At 62.1% G+C, this 20,090-nt stretch carries 17 protein-coding genes; 15 read left to right on the top strand and 2 right to left on the bottom strand.

Features of this window, described 5'->3' with window-relative positions:
* The first annotated feature begins 24 nt into the window (after window positions 1–24).
* The 13 genes from U5A58_RS10910 (at window position 25) to U5A58_RS10970 (ending at window position 14,359) form a co-directional block, all read left to right on the top strand.
* Entirely contained in the window at window positions 25–978 is a 954-nt protein-coding gene (locus U5A58_RS10910; protein ID WP_321961452.1) for an alpha-E domain-containing protein, read from the top strand.
* Between the two features lie 52 nt (window positions 979–1,030).
* Complete coding sequence (locus U5A58_RS10915) at window positions 1,031–1,831, top strand: transglutaminase family protein (RefSeq protein WP_321910763.1); 801 nt, start codon at window positions 1,031–1,033, stop codon at window positions 1,829–1,831.
* A 53-nt stretch (window positions 1,832–1,884) separates the two neighbouring features.
* Window positions 1,885–2,766, top strand: coding sequence for a proteasome-type protease (locus U5A58_RS10920; RefSeq protein WP_321910765.1), 882 nt, complete (start codon window positions 1,885–1,887; stop codon window positions 2,764–2,766).
* 114 nt (window positions 2,767–2,880) lie between these two features.
* The gene (locus U5A58_RS10925; RefSeq protein ID WP_321961454.1) at window positions 2,881–4,578 is read left to right on the top strand and encodes an acid phosphatase; all 1,698 of its coding nucleotides are present in this window, start codon (window positions 2,881–2,883) and stop codon (window positions 4,576–4,578) included.
* 685 nt (window positions 4,579–5,263) lie between these two features.
* Window positions 5,264–5,512, top strand: a complete 249-nt coding sequence (locus tag U5A58_RS10930) for a hypothetical protein (protein WP_321961455.1) — start codon at window positions 5,264–5,266, stop codon at window positions 5,510–5,512.
* Window positions 5,513–5,675: 163 nt separating this feature from the next.
* A complete protein-coding gene (locus U5A58_RS10935; protein WP_321961456.1) occupies window positions 5,676–5,930 on the top strand; it encodes a PAAR domain-containing protein in 255 nt (84 codons plus the stop codon).
* A 7-nt stretch (window positions 5,931–5,937) separates the two neighbouring features.
* A complete protein-coding gene (locus U5A58_RS10940) occupies window positions 5,938–8,733 on the top strand; it encodes a type VI secretion system Vgr family protein (RefSeq protein ID WP_321961457.1) in 2,796 nt (931 codons plus the stop codon).
* A complete protein-coding gene (locus U5A58_RS10945) occupies window positions 8,730–9,941 on the top strand; it encodes a hypothetical protein (protein ID WP_321961458.1) in 1,212 nt (403 codons plus the stop codon). Before U5A58_RS10940 ends, U5A58_RS10945 begins: the two co-directional genes overlap by 4 nt.
* Window position 9,942: 1 nt before the next feature.
* Window positions 9,943–10,827, top strand: coding sequence for a hypothetical protein (locus tag U5A58_RS10950; RefSeq protein WP_321961459.1), 885 nt, complete (start codon window positions 9,943–9,945; stop codon window positions 10,825–10,827).
* A 203-nt stretch (window positions 10,828–11,030) separates the two neighbouring features.
* The gene (locus U5A58_RS10955; RefSeq protein WP_321961460.1) at window positions 11,031–11,348 is read left to right on the top strand and encodes a hypothetical protein; all 318 of its coding nucleotides are present in this window, start codon (window positions 11,031–11,033) and stop codon (window positions 11,346–11,348) included.
* Window positions 11,349–11,449: 101 nt separating this feature from the next.
* Window positions 11,450–11,920, top strand: coding sequence for a hypothetical protein (locus tag U5A58_RS10960; RefSeq protein WP_321961461.1), 471 nt, complete (start codon window positions 11,450–11,452; stop codon window positions 11,918–11,920).
* A 111-nt stretch (window positions 11,921–12,031) separates the two neighbouring features.
* Window positions 12,032–12,337 (top strand): hypothetical protein, encoded by a 306-nt coding sequence (locus U5A58_RS10965; RefSeq protein ID WP_321961462.1) that lies wholly within the window; start codon window positions 12,032–12,034, stop codon window positions 12,335–12,337.
* 618 nt (window positions 12,338–12,955) lie between these two features.
* Window positions 12,956–14,359 (top strand): sugar efflux transporter, encoded by a 1,404-nt coding sequence (locus U5A58_RS10970; protein ID WP_321961463.1) that lies wholly within the window; start codon window positions 12,956–12,958, stop codon window positions 14,357–14,359.
* A gap of 68 nt (window positions 14,360–14,427) precedes the next feature.
* Here U5A58_RS10970 and U5A58_RS10975 read toward each other — a convergent pair whose 3' ends face one another.
* Together U5A58_RS10975 and U5A58_RS10980 are read right to left on the bottom strand one after the other, a co-directional pair.
* A complete protein-coding gene (locus U5A58_RS10975) occupies window positions 14,428–15,930 on the bottom strand; it encodes an MFS transporter (protein ID WP_321961464.1) in 1,503 nt (500 codons plus the stop codon).
* A 153-nt stretch (window positions 15,931–16,083) separates the two neighbouring features.
* Window positions 16,084–16,563: a hypothetical protein gene (locus U5A58_RS10980; RefSeq protein ID WP_321910773.1), complete on the bottom strand. Its 480-nt coding sequence runs from the start codon at window positions 16,561–16,563 to the stop codon at window positions 16,084–16,086.
* Between the two features lie 751 nt (window positions 16,564–17,314).
* Here U5A58_RS10980 and U5A58_RS10985 point away from each other — a divergent pair.
* Together U5A58_RS10985 and cyoA are read left to right on the top strand one after the other, a co-directional pair.
* Complete coding sequence (locus U5A58_RS10985; protein WP_321961465.1) at window positions 17,315–18,859, top strand: NADH-quinone oxidoreductase subunit M; 1,545 nt, start codon at window positions 17,315–17,317, stop codon at window positions 18,857–18,859.
* A gap of 340 nt (window positions 18,860–19,199) precedes the next feature.
* Entirely contained in the window at window positions 19,200–20,087 is an 888-nt protein-coding gene (cyoA, locus tag U5A58_RS10990; RefSeq protein ID WP_321910777.1) for a ubiquinol oxidase subunit II, read from the top strand.
* The last annotated feature ends 3 nt before the right edge of the window (window positions 20,088–20,090 follow it).

Below are 20,090 nucleotides of genomic sequence, written 5' to 3' on the forward strand. Positions count from 1 at the left end.
GCACGTACAAGAAGAGGTTCGATCATGCTGAGCCGCACCGCCGATCATCTGTTCTGGATGGCCCGCTACATGGAGCGCGCGGAGAATACCGCGCGCATGCTGGACATCAACCTGAAGGCGCTCCTGCTGCCTGGCAGCGCGGACGCGGAGGCGCGCACGCATCGCGCGATGCTGCGCATCTCCGAGCTCGAGCCCGCCTTCGACGCCCGCCACGAGGAAACGACCAGCAGCAATGTGCTCAAATTTCTCGTTGCGGACCCAACGAATCCGTCGAGCATTTACTCGTGCCTGCAGGCGACCCGCGAGAACGCGCGCGCGGTGCGCGGCACGCTCACGACGGAATGGTGGGAAACGATCAACGACACGTGGCTGCAGTTCGTCGAACTGTTGCGCGGGAGCGAACTGGAGTCCCGTCCCGATGCGCTGTTCGAGTGGGTGAAATTCCGCTCGCATCTTTCGCGCGGCGTGCGCCTCGGCACGGCGTTGCAGGACGACGCGCTGTTCTTCACGCAGCTCGGCACGTTCCTCGAACGCGCGGACAACACGGCGCGCATTCTCGATGTGCGTTTCGTCGACGTGGAGAACGCCGACTCGCGCTCGGCCGCGCGTCAGCTCGAGGACTTCTATTACTGGACCTCGATTCTCAGCTCGGTTTCCGCGCTCGAAATCTATCGCAAGGTGTACCGCGACGTGGTGACGCCCGCGCGCGTGGTGGAACTGCTCATACTCAACCAGCAAATGCCGCGCTCGCTGCTGGCGTCGCTGGACGGTGTCTGCACGAATCTCGCGATGCTGCGCACGGATAGCTCGCGCGAAGTCGAGCGCTCCGCGGGCAAGTTGCGCGCCGAGCTGCTTTACGCGGACCTGCGGCAGATTTTCTCGATGGGCGTGCATACGTTTCTCACGCAGTTTCTCGCGCGCGTGTACGAGCTGGGCAACCAGGTTGCGCGCACCTATTTGATGTTGCCGGTTGGTTAGCGCGATTGCGCGCTCATCGATATCCAGAACGTCTCGATGGAGGATTCACCTCATGCAGCTCGCAATCCGGCACGACACGGTGTACCGCTACGAAGCGCCCGTACACTATTCGATCCAGCAGTTGCGGCTTTCGCCGCTTACCACGCCCACGCAGATCGTCAAGCAGTGGCATGTCGAGGCGCCGGGTAAGGTCGACGCGGGCCGCGACGCCTATGGCAATGCACTGATGACGCTCGTGCTCACGCGACCCCATCGGGAGATTCGCCTGAGCGTGCGCGGCGAAGTCGAGACGGTGGCGCTGCCCGATGGCCGCTTGCCCGAAGGCGAGGGCACGGTGCCGATGCACCATTTCACGTCGCCCACGCGTCTTACCGAGGCCGACGCGGCCCTCACGGAATTCGCGTTCAGCCTGCCGCCGCTGGACGACACAGCGGCGATTCTCCACGCGGCTTCGCGCATTACGGAACGCGTGCGCTACGAGTCCGGTGTCACGGATGTGACGCACAGTGCGGCGGACGCGCTGGCGCTAGGGCGTGGCGTGTGTCAGGATCATGCCCATGTGATGCTCGCGGTCTGCCGCGCGCGCGGCGTGCCGGCGCGTTATGTGAGCGGCTATATCGACCCAGGCGACGTGCCCGAGATGGCGAGCCACGCGTGGGTAGACGTGTGGCTAGACAATGGTTGGGTGACGGTGGACGTCACGCACGCGTGTTTCGCCAGCGAAAAATATTGCCGGATCGCGGTGGGGCGCGACTACGACGCGGCCGCGCCGGTTCGCGGCCGTCGCGTTGGCGGTGCGGGGGAAACGCTCGATGTCAGCGTGCAAGTGAGCGCGCAGCAGTCGCAGCAGTAGTTTTCCCGCTATAACAAATACAGCGGCGAAGACAGGGACGGGCAAGGAGGCGCATGACGTACTGTGTGGCAATGGCGGTGGAAGAGGGGCTCGTGTTTCTTTCGGACACGCGCACGAATGCGGGTGTCGATCACATCAGCACGTCGCGCAAGATGGCCGTGTTCGAAGAACCCGGCGAGCGCGTGCTGGTGTTGCTCGTCGCGGGCAATCTGGCCATTACTCAGGCTACGCTCCAGGTGTTGACCGAGCCACAGGAAGCGGGGCGCGCCACGCTCTGGAACGCGCCAACCATGGTCGAGGCGGCGCGCGTGGTGGGCGAAGCCGTGCGCGAAGTGCACCGGCGCGACGCGGAGGCGCTCAAGACGTTCAACGTCGACTTCAACTGCAGTTTCATCCTCGGCGGCCAGATCGGCGGCCATGCCATGCGGCTGTTCCAGATCTACGCGGCCGGCAATTTCATCGAGACGTCGAGCGTCAATCCGTATTTCCAGATCGGCGAGTCGAAGTACGGCAAGCCGATCATCGACCGCGTGCTGACGCCGTACACGCCGCTCGACGAGGCTGCAAAGTGTGCGCTCATCTCCATGGACTCGACGCTGCGCTCGAACCTTTCGGTCGGCCTGCCGCTCGACCTGCTCGTGTACGAGCGCGACGCGCTGCGTGTCACGCGATATGCGTCGATCGACCAGTCGAATGCGTATTTCCAGATGATTCATTCGACGTGGGGCGAGCGGCTGCGCCAGGTGTTCGGCGAGATTCCCGATCCGCTGTGGACCGACGAAGGCAACGTGCCGCGCCACGAGCGCACGACGCTGCCGAGCGCGCCGCGCCCCGCGCATGACGGGCACGTGAACGAACCGCGGCCCGCGCAAACGCTCGCGCAAGCCCAGCCGCAAGGTGCTTCGACCACGCCGCGCATGCCGCGCGACGGTTAAAAGGACGGCTTCCGTTCCCTTTTGCCGCGCTCACTGCCGAACCGGTATCCTCCTGCGTAATATTCGCGGTATGCCGCGCGTCATGCGCGTCCCCTCGACCATGGAGGCAGGCTGATGAAGCAGAACGACGACCCAAAGAACGGGCGCCCCGAAGAACCTTCCATTCCCGCTGGTCCGGACGACCCCGCGCGCCGCCGTGTGCTCGGCGGGCTGGCGGCGGTTGGCGTGGGCCTCGCGCTCGGCGGCTGCGAGACGCCGGTGCAGAGCGCGGCGAGCGCGCCGCGCAGCGCCGCCGACGCGCGTGTCGATGCGGCGCTGCGCGACCAGGTGCGCCAGATCGTGGTGATCTACGCGGAGAATCGCAGCTTCGTCAATCTGTACGGCAACTATCCCGGCGTGCAAACGCCGCTGGCGGGCGTGAGCGCCGAGCGCTACGCGCAGCTCGATCGCGACGGCAAGACACCGCTGCCGCAACTGCCGAAGATCTGGGGCGGCCTCGTGCCCCAGGCGCAGGAGCTGGATGGCAAGCGCTACATGATTGCGGAGCATCAGATCACGGGCCTCTCGAACGGTCCGTTTCTGATCGTGGATACGCACGGCAATCCGTTGCCGAACGGCATCATCACGCGCGATCTGGTTCATCGCTTCTATCAGAACCAGATGCAGATCAACGCGGGGCGCAACAACCAGTTCGCCGCGTGGGGCGATTCGGGCGGCCTTGTCATGGGCTACTACGAGAATTCCGCGCAGACGCTGCGACTCTGGAATATTGCGCAGCAATACACGCTCTGCGACAACTTCTTCATGGCCGCGTTTGGCGGCTCGTGGCTCAACCACATCTTCCTGATCTCGGCGCAGGTGCCGCAATACGCCGATATCCAGACGAGCGCCGCCAAGCATCTCGCCTCGGTCGTGGAGGGCGACGATCCCACCGGCACGCGCCTGAAGGTCGCGGCGAACTCGCCGGCGTCGGCGCTCGACGGCCCGCCGAAGTTCGTGAACGATGGTCTTTTCACGCCCGACGGCTACGCCGTCAATACGATGGCGCCGCCGTATCAGCCGAGCAACGTGCGCCCGGCGGAAGGCGGCAACCCCGCGCTCGCCGACCCGTCCAATCCGCGCGTGCTGCGCCCGCAGACCTACGCGACGATCGGCGACAGGCTCTCGGCGAAGGGCGTCGACTGGGCCTGGTACAGCGGGGCCTGGCAGTACGCGCTGGATCATCAGGACACGGGCGCGGTGCCCGACTTCCAGTATCACCATCAGCCGTTCAACTACTTCGCCAACTTCGCGCCCGGCACGGCCGCGCGCTCGCGCCACCTGCGCGATGCGGGCGTGGGCGACGATCCGTCGACCAACCGCCTGATTGCGGACATCGACGCAGGGCGGCTGCCTGCCGTCACGTTCTACAAGCCGCAGGGCAACCTGAACATGCACGCGGGCTATGCGGACGTCGAATCGGGCGACCGCCACATCACGGCCGTGATCGAGCACATTCAGCGCGGGCCGCAATGGGCGAACACACTGATCGTGGTGACGCACGACGAGAACGGCGGCTGGTGGGACCCGGTCGCGCCGCCCGTGGGCGACCGCTGGGGCCCGGGCTCGCGCATTCCGGCGCTCGTGATCGCGCCGTTCGCGAAGAAGGGCTATGTCGATCACACGTTCTACGACACGGTCTCGGTCCTGCGCTTCATCAGCCGCGTGCATGGGCTCGCGCCGCTCGACGGCGTGGCGGCGCGCGATCAGGCGTTCGTCTCGCGAGGGCAGACGCCGCCTGGCGATCTGACGGCGGCGCTCGATCTGGCCTGAGTGCTGCGCGTATCGATGGCGAAGGGGCGGTGGCGGCCGCGAAACGTTTGCGCCGCCGCCCCCGGTTGCCCATCGGAAACGCAAATTGATGCAAGCGCGACACAAGCGACGAACTTTCCATCCGATCAATGAGTTGGCGCGCTCTCCAGGCGGTTATCAACAGGTTTGTCACCAAAAACTGTGGACAACTTTGCTGCGCAAAAAACATGCATTTTCTGTGTCGTTTGCGAGCTTTCCGTTTCTAATCAGTGGGTTGGTGCGGATGTCCAGAAGTTGCCCACAGGGCTGTCAACGAAATCTGTGGACAACGCCCCAGCGCGTTTTTTCGCGCTGCGCCGTCAGTGCCGCAATCGGCAACATTGCGGACAAACCGAATCGCGTCAAGCACTTGGCGTAGTCGTCCAAAGGTTACGCACAAGGCTGTCAACGGAAGTTGTGGAGAAGTTTGGGCCGCGGCGTGTGGACTGTACAAACTTCTGTTCGGTTTCGATTCAACTATTTAGATGTTCGCCTGTTGGTCGAGTCCGGGCGGCTGTACTTGTTCGTCTTCGTTGGGCGGCTCCATGCAGGGAAACGCGCGAGCGTCTGCCGATGTCCAATCTGGTCGGCCAACACTGTTCAGTGCCCGCACACCCCCATTTCCCCCTGTCTCGAGCGGGTCGATCCGGAACCGGAGCCGGATGCCATGTCCCACAAACGTATTTTCTCGACCGAATACCCCAGGGAAGAGCTGGCCGATGAGATCGTGAAGCTGTCTTCCCTGGAGGACGGTTTCTTCGACATGATCCGCTGTCTCCACCTGCTCACGGAGCAGGCGCGTCAGGTGGACGATGCGCGTGCGTGCGCCCTATGCGGCAAGCGACTGCGCGAGATGCTTGCGCGTATCACCACTGTCGGAACGATCTGCACTCCTGCTGACGAATCGGGCATGTAACCCTGCCGCGCGGCAAGTTACTTGATGCGCATTGGGCAATCAGGATTACTGATGATATTGATCAACCACTGTACCCGCTGTTTTCGGACTATTCCTGTATTGCATGGACGGAACTTCCGGCCAGCATGTCATTGCATCACCTTTCCCAACGGAGGTATCGCAGATGAAGGACGCAGTAACGGGGCGCGAGGTTGCACGCCTGGGCGACACGACCGACCACGGCGGCAGGGTCATTGAAGCCGCGCATAACCTCACGCACAAGGGCATCCGCGTGGCGCTCGACCGTCACGGTGTGGAATGTCCGAAGTGCGGCGGCGTGTTCCCTGTCATCGCGACCGGCAGCCGCACGCATGGTGGTGTGAAGGTGGCCTTCCTCGGCGACAGGACGGCGTGTGGTGCGACGCTGGTCAAGGCGTGAGGTGGGCGTGAGAAACGACTTTTCAGGGAGTTACCGCAAGCCCGAACACACGCTGATGATAAGCGGGCCAAACCTGCCAACGTGGGGGCTGGAACGCTATGACGCACTCGGGCGTCGTGAACAGGTGGAAAGGCCTCTGGTGGTCCCCATCAGCGTGGAGGGCGAGGACGGCGTCGGCATGCTGTTCCGCTATGTCGTGCTGTGCCGCACGAGCGTCGAGTCGCTGGAACTGGGTTCACGCATGCCCACGTTCGACCACAACAAGCTCGTGGGCCAGGACGTGACACTGCACATTGATATACCGGGCAAGGGAGAATTTATTCCGGGAATGCCTGGCGACACGGGCCGTGGCAATCGCGGGCACTACGTGCGAGAGATCAACGGGCGCGTCAGCCAGGCCGAATTCGTGCGCGAGGATGAGCGTTCCAGGGTCTACCGTCTCATCATCGAGCCGCCATTCGCCCAGGCAAGACTTGGGCAGGACTACCGCTTCTTCAAGGAATGCACCGTTGAGGATGTGCTGACGGAAATCATGGGCCGCTACACGCGGTACGAGCTGCGGCTTCATGGGCCGCTCATCCTTGGGCACTACCCGAGGCGTGACCTGATCCGCCAGCACTTCGAATCGGATTTCGCCTTCTTTCATCGCCTGTGCGAGTACTACGGCATCTTTTACTGGTTCGAGCACAGGGACGGCGACTGTGTGATGGTCCTGGCGGACAACCTGGGCGCGTTCCATCCGCACGGCGAAGCCTACGAGACGCTGCTCTACTCGACGGACAACCGCATTGACGAGGAACACATCGACTGCCTGGACGTTGCAAGCAGGGTGACAGAGGGCAAGGTGACGGGCGTCGATCACGACCCCCAGCGACCACGTCTCGGAAACAACGTCGTCCCGATGCGGGAGGAAGAGGAAAACCCTCGCGACACGGGCGACGCTCACCAGGAGTTCTATGGACACACGGGCGCAAGCCAGCCGCTCCAGGGGGCGATGGGCCTGAGCGCCACGCCGAACGACATCGAGGCGGAGGTGCGGGAGGCGGCGCTGGTGCGCATGCAGGCGTTGCGCTGCGTCGGGCTGCGGGCCAGGGGTCACGGCAACATGCGCGGCTTGCTGCCTGGATTCACATTCGATCTGACTGGGTATCCGCTCGAAGAGGTAAATGCGGAGTATCTGGTGCTGCGCACGAAGCTGACGCTTGTTGAGGTCGGCCAGGTGAGCGGCGCGGGACAGGTGTTCCGGTGTGAGACGGAATTCGAAATCCAGCCGGCCAACGAGTATTACCGCATGCCGCTGGATACGCCCCTGCCGGTGGTGGTGGCCGAGCGAGCCATCGTCACTGGCCCTGACGGGAACATCATCTGGACCGATGCACAGGGCCGTATCCGCTGCCAGCCGGTGCCCGACCGCGAGGGCACATTTGACGAGAACTCGTTCATCTGGGTCACGCCCCTGCAACCCTGGCAGAACGGGCAAGTTGGCACGCTCGTTGTGCCCCGCATCGGGTCCGAAGTCATCCTGGGGTATATCAACGGCAATCCCGACATGCCGGTGATGCTGGGCAGCATCGTGAATGCGCACAACCTGCCTGGGTGGGAGCTGCCGCATAACCAGTGGCTTTCGGGCATGCGCAGCCGCATGGACGGCGGCCTGTCATCGAACCATCTGGCGCTGGACGACACGAAGAACCAGCAGCAGGCGCAGCTCGCGAGCGATCACGGCAAGTCGAGCCTGAGTCTCGGTTATAACACCCGCATCGATGGCAACAAGGGGCGGCAGGATGCGAGAGGGGAGGGTTGGGAGCTGCGCACCGATCTGTGGGGCGCGCTGCGCGCGGCGCTTGGCCTGTACCTGAGCACGCATGGCCGCAAGAACGCGGCAGGCAAGGCCAAGGACATGGGCGAGACACTTTCGCGCCTGACCGAGGCGCGCGGCATCCATGAGGAACTGGCACAGACCGCGCAGCGGCACGGCGCGCAGGAGGCGACGGACAACCAGGGCGACGTGGAGAAGGCCATCAAGGACGCCAACGCGGGACTACGCGGCAAGGGCGATGGCGAGTTCCCCGAGTTTGACAACCCTGACATTGCCATCTCCAGTGCCGCCAACGTTCACACCACGGCGGAAGGCAGCACGCACATCGTGAGCCGCGAGCATACGGCGCTGACTGCTGGCGGGAACGTGGCCATTGCGGCGCTCAAGTCACTTTATGCGTCCGTGCAGGGATCGATTGCGCTCTATGCGCACAAGGCGATACGCCTCATCACGCCGGGTCCCGTCCGAATTCAATCGCAGGGCGACAACGTGGACCTGATCGCCAGGCGGGTCCTGAACCTGCTGGCCGAGCAGGACGAAATCCGGCTGACGGCGAAGCGCATCGTGATGAACGGCGGTGGCACGCAACTGACGTTGGGTGCTGACGGAATTCTCGGGCACACGAACGGTGCTTTTCTTGTTCATGCAGGGTCCCATGCGACGGACGATCCACAGGACGTCCCGATCATGGCACCGATAACGGACATCTCCGAAGCGAAGGTGGTCGATCATTTCGTGCTGCCGGACAACGGCTCGGGCCTGACGTTGGCGCAGCAGCGTTACCGCATCAAGCTGCACGACGGGCAACTCATCGAGGGTACATCCAATGAACACGGTGAAACGTCGCTGGTTATGAGCCAGAGCATGCAGATTGCCGAAATAAGGTTGCTGCGGAAGGACGGTTCAGTTATGGCGATTTATCAGCCAATGCTCACACGGACTACTGATACAGCGTTCAAATCACAAGGGAGCAGCGACGTATGAGCAGTGAACAAGGCGATAACGATAGCGTTCAAAATGTCGGGCCGTACCTGCTAAAAAAAGTTAAGCCGGGACGTACGACCGCCGGAATCAATCCAACCTATGCGCTGTGCACGCCTGACAGGTGGGGCATGCGCTGGTCGGATGAACACCCGGACCAGCAAGGTCAACTCATCTATCCGGTTGCGCGCGACTACGCAAAGGCAATGCAGAAGGTCATGCTTGAGCAGATACAGTGGGGTGACATGTATTACGGGCCTGCGGGCACAACGCCAGCACTGAAATTGCAGTGGCCGTTTAATGAGGCTCAAATCAAGGGCTTTTTTGCTTTGGTCCAGCCAGTCTTGGCCGCTGCCTTAACCAATCCTGCCGGGGGATTCGGCATCCCCGATAAAACAGTGCCCCCGATCAAGTCCTATACGCCTACGCTTGATGGTGAAAAAGGCGCATTCAACATGACCTACTGGACCATGTACATCAACATGGTGTCCCTGAAGCCCATGTTTCCGACCGGTGAGCGCGTCGAAATATTTCGCCGAAAATCGCGTTCTGAACAGGTTATGCCGCTTCAGGAGATGGCCGACACGCTTTACCATGAGTCACGCCATTGCCAGCAGTTCTTCTGGTTGTACGCGCTGGTACATCAGCATCCGGATAACTTCGAGGCCATCCCCAATATTGCCAAGTGGCCCGAGGCGGCTAGTGACGTGAAAACAGCCAGTCATTTGCCCTCGGTTCTCGGTTTGACGAAAAGCCAGCCGCTTTCTGACGATACGGCGGCGCTCATCAGCCTGAAGCGTATGGCGGTGGGGGCTTATTTCTGGGATCTGCACGACTGGCAACTTGGTACATACCGCCCCGGCTACCTGACGGACCCCGGGGCATTTGAGGCCGAATACCGGCGCGCGCGAGCGGCGGCCATTGATCTTTTGCAGCATGTAGGAATAGGAGGAACAGCAATTGATGTCGATGAAATGGTACAGGACCCTGGAAAATGTTATTGGGGCTATTCGGAACGCCCTTGGGAAAATGACGCGTTCTGTTGCGGCGAGATGGCTGCGGCTTACTGGTGGGCCGATATGGACGTTCACAACGCCCTCAAGACGTATCCGGCGGACCAGTGCAGCGCGGCTTATGAGACTGGTAATCGTCTGCGCAAGTACGCTAGTCTTGCAGATCAATCCGCAGGTAAGTCGAGCGGAGGTCAGTGATATGGCAGTGCCGCAAAAAAAGATGTCGGAAGCGCAACAGAGAGCGCTGCTTCGGTATGTCGATATCGGGCTGAACTGGATCAAGGGGGGAATATCGTTCGATGATGTAGTCAGGACTCTCGGCAAGCCAGAATTTAAGTCAGATCAGCTTGGGAAAATCGAATACGACTGGTTTCCGGAAAATATAATGACTGTCAGTTTTACGTTTGACAGGGAAAACTCGGCAGACGACAAACCCACTATCTCTACGTTTAGAATCAGCGTAGCTGATAGCGTGCATACCAACATTCCCTACGAGCAGTTCGACAGCCTGGGCATGCAGCGTGTCGCACGCGGCGAGCGGTTGGACAATATACGAACTGAAAAGGACGAGTTTTTTAGCCCAAATGGCATGATCGACACTTCGGGTAGCCTCCCGAAGAATTACGTGCGTTTTGCCTGGCGTCAGCCCCTTCCCGAGGATTCGCCTTACGATATTTACGCAAGTTTTGGGTATCTTGGTGAATGGATTAACCCACACATAGTAGGTGGGCTCAGCAATTTCCGTAACGCAGTGGATTTGCGCGATATCACAATCTCCCGCTTCTATCTCTTGCCCGAGGAACTCCAGCAGCGCAACGAAGCGAAGCGCCAGAAGTACGGTTACATGAATCTGCGCACGGGCTCTGTCTGCCCCGAGACGGGCCTGTGGGAAGGCTGGACCGAGACAGGTGCCACGGACGTGCTGCAAGTCGAGAAGGGGCGCAAGTTTGACGTGGTGCGCACGGTGCCCGCCTGGGAGGGCGGCAGTTGCCCGATGATCGATGGCCGCTGGTACTGGCTGTGTTCGCCGGATCAGGTTGCGGGGTTCACCTGGCATGGCGTGAACCTGCGAGGCCGAACGTAAAACTGCAAAACCATGTTTTGAGTTTTTTATCAATGCATCTATTCAGACGATATTCAACGTTCGCAATTGTGCTTGCTTCGGTAGCGTTGTTCACTGCGTGCAGCCATGAACGCCCGAGTGCCGAGAGCAACATACCTCCGCATATCGAGCCTTACGAATGCTTTTTGCGACCGATCGACATTACATTTCCGGAGCGTTCTGTCGTGCCTGACAATCGCTCTCTTTCGTCGCTTGACGAATTGCTCGATGGTCCCGCACCATGCCGCACCGCTGACGGCGCGCGATGGTCATTGATACTCGAAGCAAACACAACTGTTATGGAAACGGACGATATTTCCGTACTAAAACACCTTGACGCTGAACGCATGCGATACGTGGAAGCCTACATTAGTGATCGCAAGAAGCCGAATGGTTGGGTCAAAAGCATCTACACCTGGAAGAAGACCGACTACGAACGCGTCTACCGGGAGCGAATCGGGCCGCCGAACTACAACACCATCGAAGTAACACCTGCATTCTGAAGTTGATTAGGTTCAGCAACGCGTCGCGCCAGCAATAGATGCGCGGCCATGCGCCGCTTCGACGGCGCTATCCACTATCATCATCCTTCGGAGTCCATATCGTGAACCTTTTCGATAGCGGCGTACTGCCACAGATCCATCAACTGTTAGCTTTCATGCAACCCGGCAAGCCATATGGTGCGACCGCGCTGGCTGAATTGACCGGATTGAAAATGACACACCTGCAAGTCGTGCTCAAGCAGGCAGTCGCGCGACGCCAGCTTCAAAGCTCAGGCGTGAGCAAGCGGCTCATCTACGTTCGACCGGATGCACCCGCTCCCGTTATGACGGTGTGCCCTTCAGCGCCGCGAGGCGAATTGCAGGGTTACGAGCGGCAGTGGGGGCAGTTCCGCGCGCTGTGCGAGACCGCTCGCCGCCAGGAGAAAATCACAGGGTGTGATTTCCATGAAAACGAACAGGAAGACTCCAGTCACGTGGCAGAGGGTCGCGGCTGCCATCGAGGACTATGTGCAACAGCATGGGCGCAAGCCTGCCGTACTCATCCTGCATCCCAACCTGCTGGAGGTGCTTGACCTGGGTGTGGCGTGCAGATACGAACCTGTCCGCTGTTCCCCGAGCCGGTGCTGGCTGACGGGAACGGCAAGCCCTATGACGTTTAGCCCTATCATCCGATGCGACAGCAGATGAATCATGACCCGTGGCTGTGGGGGGGGGGAATCATCAGGCTGAAATTTCCCGACCAGGTACAGCTTGCGCAGGCGACGTGGCGCTACCTGGAACGCCGCATTCGCCGGTTCGGCAGAGGGCGCGCTCATCACAGACGCCCCGCGATGCTGCTCGTCCCCCCGACGCTGCTGCCCGAGTTGCTGATGGCGCTCGATGCGCCCGACGCGGACCTTCGCCTGCTGGAGAACATCACGGTCCAGATTGACGAACGACGCAGCAGGCCTTGCCTGGTCGGTCGGCACGGGCGGATCGACGTGCTGTAGGGGCGCTGTGGGGGAAAGTTGCTGGCGTTCCCCACACCGTGTGCAGCGCAGCATGCACAAGCAACCCGTCAGGATTTTGTTCAACAAGTGACTTGTAAAAGTCGCTCATCGTCTGTCGTTAGGTTGCATCTCTTACAAGACACATGTTTAATATGTAGACCGTCCCCGCCATGGGGAACGGCGAGTTTCCCCGCACCGCAGCGTGAGGGGAAACGTGGGGGAACGATGTTTGTGGAGCCGTGGGGAATGCCTTTTTTCCCCTCACGTGGCCCGCAAAGCCTTGTGCCAAGGGATTCAGCGCTGTGGGGGAAAGGTTACCCCCAGCTTTGCCAGCAAAATCTGTGGACAAAGCCCCAGCCCATTTTCCCGCGAAGTGCCGCCACTGCCACAATCAGCAACTTCCCGCACAACCCCAATCGCATCAAGCACTTGGCCCAATCGTCCCAGGGTTACACACAACCCTGTCCACGAAACCTGTGGATAGCGCACCCAAATGTTGATCGTTGCCCAATCAACCTTGCACAGTGTGGGAGTTCGCCCCGATAATCTTCGTCGATATGGCCGTCGCGTGACCGCGCGTGCACGGGCAACTTTCTCCTCGCCACTACCCGCCGCGCCGTGCTCAAAAACTCGCGCTTTGCCGGTCTTCTGCATATTCCTGGTTTCCTGCCGCTCGCCGGCGCCACCCTGATGCTGGGCGTGGCGATGTCCTTCACCGCGCCTTATCTCTCGCTATTCGGCGTCGAGCGCGTCGGTATGACGCCGTTCCGCCTCGGCGTGTTCATGACCGCCATCGCCACGAGCGGCGTCATCGCGAGCACCGTCGCGGGCCGTTGGAGCGACGCCACCGGCAAGCATCGAACGCTGCTGCTCGTCTCGCTGTGCGCCGCCACGCTCGGCTATCTCTGCCTGTGCGTCGTGCGCGATTACCGGCTTCTGCTCCTTGTGGGCGTTGCGTTCATCGGCGCGGGCGGTTGCGCGCTCTCACTCGTGTTCTCGTTCAGCCGCGCGGCGCTGCCCGCAAAAGACGACGCTGAGCGGACCTTCGCGAGCGCGACGCTGCGCACGATTCTCTCCGCTGCCTGGGTCTTCGGGCCCGCGGTTGGCGCGCTCGTGCTCGCGGCCACCAACTTCTACGGGCTTTTCCTGTTTGCGGCGGCGAGCTTCGCGGCGTGCGGCACGATCGTCTGGCGCATGCGTGAGCCGCGCCACGACGAACACGCCACGCAGCATTTGATGGCGCGTCCCACCGCCACCGAAGTCGCGCAGGAGATGAGCGCCGAAGGCGCTGCGCAGTACGAGGGCCAGCCGCTGACCCAGGCCGAAGTGCAGCCGGGTGCGCCACGTGACTCTGCAACGCTTGCAACAGCGACGGGCACGCCAAAAGCGAAGGCCAAGGCCGCGCCCGCCGCGGAGGGCTCGCAGAAAGACATCATGCGCGCGATCGTTGCGCTCACACTCATCGGCCTCGCGGCCAATGCGACGATGATCGTGCTGCCGCTCTACATCGTGCATGGCCTGCACGGCACGCGCATTGACGTGTCGATCATGCTCGGCCTCGGTGCGTTCATGGAGATCCCGATGATGCTCGCGCTCGGCGCGCGCGCCTCGGTGCTGAACAAGACATGGTGGCTGGCCGCTTGCGCCGTGGTGCACGCCGTCTACTTCGTCGCGATGTCGCTGGCGCCCGGCGTGCAAGCGCTGATCCCGATGCAGATCCTCAACGCCTTCGTGGTGGCCGTCACGTCATGCTTGGGTATGACCTTCGTGCAGGATCTGATGCCCTCGTCGCCGGGGCGGGCGACGGCGCTCTTCTTCAATGCGTCGCGGCTCGGCTCGATTCTTTCGGGCGTGCTTTCCGGCCTGCTCGTGCAGGCGTTCGGTTATCGCGGCACATTTGTTTTTTGCAGCCTGCTCGCGCTGTGTGCGCTCGTGTTGTTCGCCGTGCCCGGCGAGCAGTATCCGAAAATGGCGCGCGCGGTGCGGCGTTATCTGCGCGAGCGGTCGAGCAAGCGGGACTAGTGCCTGGCAAGTGCCGCTCGGCCAAACAAAAAGGGCGGTGCTCCACATGCACCGCCCTTTATCCACCTTCACTGCACCGTTTCTACGTCCCGCCCGGCTAGCGCGTGCGCGGGCGTTGCGGCCTCGAAGTCTTCCGAATCGACGTCATAGCCCGAAGGCTCCCAGCGAATCGACAGCAGCGCCGCGAGTCCCGCAAGCGGCGCGACCGCGATGATCCAGAACACGCGCGTGCCGAGCGCGGCGGCGAGCACCGGGAACAGGAATAGCGAGACCGTGGAGCTGGCGCGCATGAGCGTCTGGTTGAAGCCGACGCCCACGCCGCGCAGCGAGGTCGGGTAGCCGAGCGAGGCGAACGTCATGCTGTGCGATCCGGGGCCGACGCCCTGGCCGAACAGGAAGGCGGCGAGCAGGGCGACTGCGCTGACGACTTCGGGCGTCGTCGCCGGCTTGCCGACGATTGCGAGGCCGACGAGCGCCGCGAACTGGATCGCATAGCCCCAGACGGTAAGCTTCCACGCGCCGAAGCGCGGCACGATCCGCACGGCGATCAGCCCGCCCACGAAGGCGAAGCCGAGATTGAGCACGAGCGAGGCGAGGATTGTCGTGAGCATGGACTGCGCGAGGAAGCTCGAGATGATCACGGGCAGGCCGAACGCAACCGCGTTGTACGCGAACGAAGAGGCCACGCCGATGACCGTGGCGAGCACCGTGCGCCGCATATAGACGCCGCGCAGCAGCGCACCGTAGTTCTTCCACGTCGCCACGCGCGCGGGTCTCGCCGAGGCGTTCGCGGCGGCTTCGGGCGCGACCTGCGCATCGATGCCGTAGGAGCGCTTGAGGATGCGCGCCGCACCCGCGAGGTCGCCCTGGTTCGCGGCCCATACCGGCGACTCGCTGATATAGCGGCTGCGGATCGCGATGATGACGAGCGCCGGCACGGCGCCGAAGCCGAGCGTGAGACGCCAGAGCAGGTGCGAGTGCGAGGCGGGCAAGCCTGCATAGAACGCGAGCACGAGCAGATACGACACGCTGATCGCGGCGTACCAGACGGGGCACCACATCGCCACGCGCGCGGCCTTGTTGCCGCGACCCTTGAGCCGCGAGAACTCGGCGAGAAAGGCCATGGCCACGGGCAGGTCGATGCCGACGCCCAGTCCCATCACGAAGCGCGCGCCGCCGAGCACCCAGGCGTTGGGCGCGAGCGCGCAGGCAATCGCGGCCACGACGAAGAAGAACATGTCGGCCATGAACACGCGATAGCGCCCGATGCGATCGGTGAGGAAGCCGCCGAGAAACGCGCCGACGATGGCGCCGAACGTGATGGCCGAAGCGACGAAGCCGGTGCCCGCCGGCGTGAGCGAGAACTCGCGCGCCACGTCCTTGAGGCCGAAAGCGAGGGCGCCGAGATCGTAGGCATCGAGGAACACACCGCCCAGCGCGATGGCCACGACGATGCGCGCGTTGCTGCCGGTGGCGGCCCCCGCGTTGACGAGCTGTGAGACGTCGGCTGCGCTGCGGATCACCGGGCGGCCGGAAGGGCTGAACGAAGCGGGGGAAGCTGAGGCAGACATGCGAGGCGGCGCGAGCGGGCGCGCGATTAGCGGCAAAGCGCGTGATGCTAACCCCCGCGCGGTTCGCGCCCAAATCGTTTTTGGTTATGAGCTCATGCCGTGCCGCGGGTGTCCTGCAACCTTGTGCAAGCTTCCATGCACGCAAATGTCCAGCTAGTGCATGTACGTGACGCGGCGCGAGCGGTCGCTCAACTGCAGTCCCGCGTCGAGCAGCGCGATGGCGAACCAGCGCGCGGTCTTGAGCATGCCGCTTACGCTTTGCATCGGCAGCCAGTCGTTGAGGAGCTGAACGGCGGCCTCGCTGCGCGTGGACTGCAAAAGCGCGATTACCTGCAGCAGCGAGCCTTCGTCCTTCGCCAGTTCGGAGGCGCAGCGGCAGCGTGTGTCCAACGGGCGGCACGAGGCGCGGCACAGCGTGCCCATCAACAGATCGAAATAGCCGAAGCCTTCTGCGCCGAGCCCGGCGTCGGCGAGCACGCCGCGCCAGCTTTCGGCCTTGGCGTAGGCGTCGCAATGCGGGCGCAGCCAGGTGCGCACCGCGCGCAGGACGGTTTGCTCGGCGGTGTCGGGGTGATGGACGAAGGTGTCGTCGATCAGCGTGTCATTTCTTGCGAAAGGGGCGGTGTAGTTCATGGAGCCTCCGGTCCCGCACAAATCATTCGGGTGGCGCCGGGTCGTCCGGCTTGGGCTCTATTCTGGGACAAATTTCCCGTAAATGCAAATGATTCTCATTTGTGAAAAGAGATCGAGTGCGGCGAAAACACGACCTGCCAGAACCGGGAAGGGACTGTTCCAGCCGGCGCCCTTAATGACAGGGACACAAGCCGCTAAAGTGCCGGCCATGCGTGTTCCAGTGTTCTGGCGCAACGTGAGAGTTGGCCCCGGCCCCATGAAGGCCGGGGCTTTTTTTTGCACCGCGCAAGGGCACGCGGGGCGGACCTGGCACGCGTCCTGGAGGCCGAAGGGGGCCACACCCCGATGCATAAGTCATTGAACCGAAAGAAACAAGTAAGGTATTATTCGGGCCGCGCAGCGCGACAGCCTGCCGCGCGTCACCGCGCCCCGGAGGTCGAAAGCGTTGTTTTCGCGATCAAAAATGGGCTGTAACGGCCTGTTTGTTGTTTTTTCTCTTAGTACGTTTCTGAATAAAAACAATGACTTGCGTCAATCATCGATCCGGCCCGTGTTGTTGCGCTGCAAAACTTCCGTATTCCGTTTACCCTCGTTAACCCTTGAACGTGTGTTGCATTTCGCCTCGTCGCTGACAAATACATTACAGCCAGCCTGGTTCGATTTTCACCCCGCGTCAATCTTTCAAGTTGCTTGCGCACCTGAACGTGCGCCGTGGAAGCTATTTGCTCCGCATTTTTGAGGTCCTGTTGAAATGCAATCCGTTCCATTCCTGAGTCTGGCGATCTGGATTCCCATCCTGTTCGGCGTGGCCGTGCTGCGCGCCGGGTCGGATCGTCATCCGCAGCGCGCCCGCTGGCTGGCGCTCGTTGGCGCCGTCGTCGGCCTGCTGCTGACCCTCCCGCTCATTACCGGCTTCGACAACCACGCGGCCGGCATGCAGTTCGTCGAATTCCGCGAATGGCTGCCTGAGTTCGGCGTGGCGTGGCGTCTCGGGATCGATGGTATTTCGATGTGGCTCGTGGTGCTCACCGCGTTCACGACGCTCGTGATCGTGATCGCCTCGTGGGAATCGATCACGGTGCGCGTCGCCCAATACTTCGGCGCGTTCCTGATTCTCTCGGGCCTGATGGTCGGCACCTTCGCGGCGACCGACGGCATGCTGTTCTTCGTGTTCTTCGAAGCCACGCTGATCCCGCTGTATCTGCTGATCGGCTCGTGGGGCAATGCGCGCCGCACCTACGCCGCGGTCAAGTTCTTCTTCTTCTCGTTCGGCGGCTCGCTGATGATGCTGGTGTCGATGCTGTACCTGTACAGCCAGTCGCACACCTTCGACATGTCCGTGTGGCACAACCTCACGCTCGGCTTCATCCCGCAGATCCTCGTGTTCATCGGCTTCTTCGCGGCGTTCGCGGTGAAGGTCCCGATGTGGCCGTTCCACACCTGGCTGCCCGACGTCCACCTCGAAGCGCCGACCGGCGCGACGGTGATGCTGGCCATGCTGAAGCTGGGCGGCTACGGTTTCCTGCGCTTCACGCTGCCGATCACGCCTGACGCCGCGCACTTCTTCGCGCCGGCCATCATCACGCTCTCGCTCGTGGCCGTGGTGTACTCGAGCCTGCTCGCGCTCGCGCAGACCGACATGACCAAGCTGCTCGCGTACTCGACGGTCGCCCACATGGGTCTCGTCACGCTGGGCCTGTTCCTCTTCAACCAGATCGGCACCGAAGGCGCGATCGTGCAGATGATCTCGTACGGCTTCGTCTCGGGCGCGATGCTGCTCTCGATCGGCGTGCTGTTCGACCGCACCAAGACGCGCACGATCTCGGCTTACGGCGGCGTCGTCAACGTGATGCCGCGCTACGCGGCTTTCATGATGCTGTTCTGCATGGCCAACCTCGGCCTGCCGGGCACGTCCGGCTTCGTGGGCGAGTTCATGGTCATCATGGGCGCGATCCGCGTGAACTTCTGGGTCGGCGCGATCGCCGCGACGACCGTCATTCTGAGCGCTGCGTACACCCTGTGGATGTACAAGCGCGTGATCTTTGGCGCTGTGGCGAACAAGGGCGTTGCGAAGCTGGCCGACATCGGCCGCCGCGAAACGCTGATCTTCGCTTCGCTCGCAGCGTTCGTGCTCGCGATCGGCCTCTACCCGAAGCCGATGACCGACGCGATCGAGCTCTCGGCGGCGAACCTCGTCACCCAGGCCGGTCGCAGCAAGCAACCTGTCGACGAAGCAGCGCCTGCCGACGCAGTGCGCGCGGGCACGGACGTTCGTGCTCAGCACTCGCCGACGTGATCGCTAAAGATTGACGGCGCAACCAACGCGCCGCACCGCCTTTCGGGCGGCGCGGCGCGTTTGTGCGTCCAGGAGTTTTCGAATTTTGAGATTCGAAAAATAGCCGCGGCGGACTGCTGTCAAGGGTCGAGAAGGGCGCGATGTGCGTGTGTTTCCGAGGCGCGACAAACCTCGCGAACACATGCGACAAAGTGTCTCAATCTTCTTTTGACAAAGGTCATTTTCCACATTCATTGATTGCGAAATATCAAAGCGGCTGTATGATGCGGGCGCGCTTCCTTTGTCGGATGTCAGGGGACGCGTCCGGAACTATTCAATGAATGAAATTCAGGCAAACGTGATGAAAAGAACGACCTTTCAAAGGTTACTGCTTCCCGTAAGCGCCGGATTGGCCTTGTGTCTTTCCGGATGCAACATGGAGCTCCTCGACCCCAAGGGCAGTGTGGGCGTGGCGGAAAAGCAGCTGATCGCAACCTCCACATGGGCCATGCTGATTGTTGTGATCCCTGTGATCGTCCTGACGCTCTGGTTCGCGTACCGCTATCGCGCGTCGAACCGTAGCGCCACCTATGCGCCGAAGTGGTCGCACTCGACGGCGATCGAAGTCGTCGTCTGGACCATCCCGACGCTGATCATTCTGTTCCTCGGCGTGCTCACGTGGAACACCACGCACGAGCTCGACCCGTACAAGCCGCTCGAATCCAACGTCAAGCCGATCAACGTCGAAGTTGTGGCGCTCGACTGGAAGTGGCTGTTCATCTATCCGGATCTCGGCATCGCGACGGTGAACCAGCTGGCCGTGCCCGTTGGCACGCCGGTGAACTTCAGCATCACGTCGGACTCGGTGATGAACTCGTTCTTCATCCCGCAGCTTGGCACCCAGGTTTATGCGATGGCTGGCATGCAGACGCGTCTGCACCTGATCGCCGACCACGCTGGCGACTACGCCGGCCTCTCGGCGAACTTCAGCGGCGCGGGCTTCTCGGACATGAAGTTCCGCACGCTCGCCACGAGCCAGCAAGACTTCGACGCGTGGGTCCAGAAGGTGAAGGCGTCGCAGACGCAGCTTTCGATGGATCAATACGCGACGGTCGCAAAGCCGAGCGAAAAGGCTCCGGTTGAGTACTTCTCGACGGTCGACCCGAAGCTCTTCAACAACATCATCGCGAAGTACAACAACGGCCACGTCACGAATTTCAGTGACCCGTCGTGCGTGACCAAGGGGTAAACC

Origin of the sequence: Paraburkholderia sp. J7 (genome assembly GCF_905220155.1) — a bacterium.
In the GTDB taxonomy this organism is placed as follows: Bacteria; Pseudomonadota; Gammaproteobacteria; order Burkholderiales; family Burkholderiaceae; genus Paraburkholderia.

Excerpts from the sequence above, each read along its gene's own strand:
- U5A58_RS10910 (WP_321961452.1), top strand. The coding sequence starts at position 25 with ATGCTGAGCCGCACCGCCGATCATCTGTTCTGGATGGCCCGCTACATG.
- U5A58_RS10915 (WP_321910763.1), top strand. The coding sequence starts at position 1,031 with ATGCAGCTCGCAATCCGGCACGACACGGTGTACCGCTACGAAGCGCCC.
- U5A58_RS10920 (WP_321910765.1), top strand. The coding sequence starts at position 1,885 with ATGACGTACTGTGTGGCAATGGCGGTGGAAGAGGGGCTCGTGTTTCTT.
- U5A58_RS10925 (WP_321961454.1), top strand. The coding sequence starts at position 2,881 with ATGAAGCAGAACGACGACCCAAAGAACGGGCGCCCCGAAGAACCTTCC.
- U5A58_RS10930 (WP_321961455.1), top strand. The coding sequence starts at position 5,264 with ATGTCCCACAAACGTATTTTCTCGACCGAATACCCCAGGGAAGAGCTG.
- U5A58_RS10935 (WP_321961456.1), top strand. The coding sequence starts at position 5,676 with ATGAAGGACGCAGTAACGGGGCGCGAGGTTGCACGCCTGGGCGACACG.
- U5A58_RS10945 (WP_321961458.1), top strand. The coding sequence starts at position 8,730 with ATGAGCAGTGAACAAGGCGATAACGATAGCGTTCAAAATGTCGGGCCG.
- U5A58_RS10950 (WP_321961459.1), top strand. The coding sequence starts at position 9,943 with ATGGCAGTGCCGCAAAAAAAGATGTCGGAAGCGCAACAGAGAGCGCTG.
- U5A58_RS10965 (WP_321961462.1), top strand. The coding sequence starts at position 12,032 with ATGAATCATGACCCGTGGCTGTGGGGGGGGGGAATCATCAGGCTGAAA.
- U5A58_RS10975 (WP_321961464.1), bottom strand. The coding sequence starts at position 15,930 with ATGTCTGCCTCAGCTTCCCCCGCTTCGTTCAGCCCTTCCGGCCGCCCG.
- U5A58_RS10980 (WP_321910773.1), bottom strand. The coding sequence starts at position 16,563 with ATGAACTACACCGCCCCTTTCGCAAGAAATGACACGCTGATCGACGAC.
- U5A58_RS10985 (WP_321961465.1), top strand. The coding sequence starts at position 17,315 with ATGCAATCCGTTCCATTCCTGAGTCTGGCGATCTGGATTCCCATCCTG.
- cyoA (WP_321910777.1), top strand. The coding sequence starts at position 19,200 with ATGAAAAGAACGACCTTTCAAAGGTTACTGCTTCCCGTAAGCGCCGGA.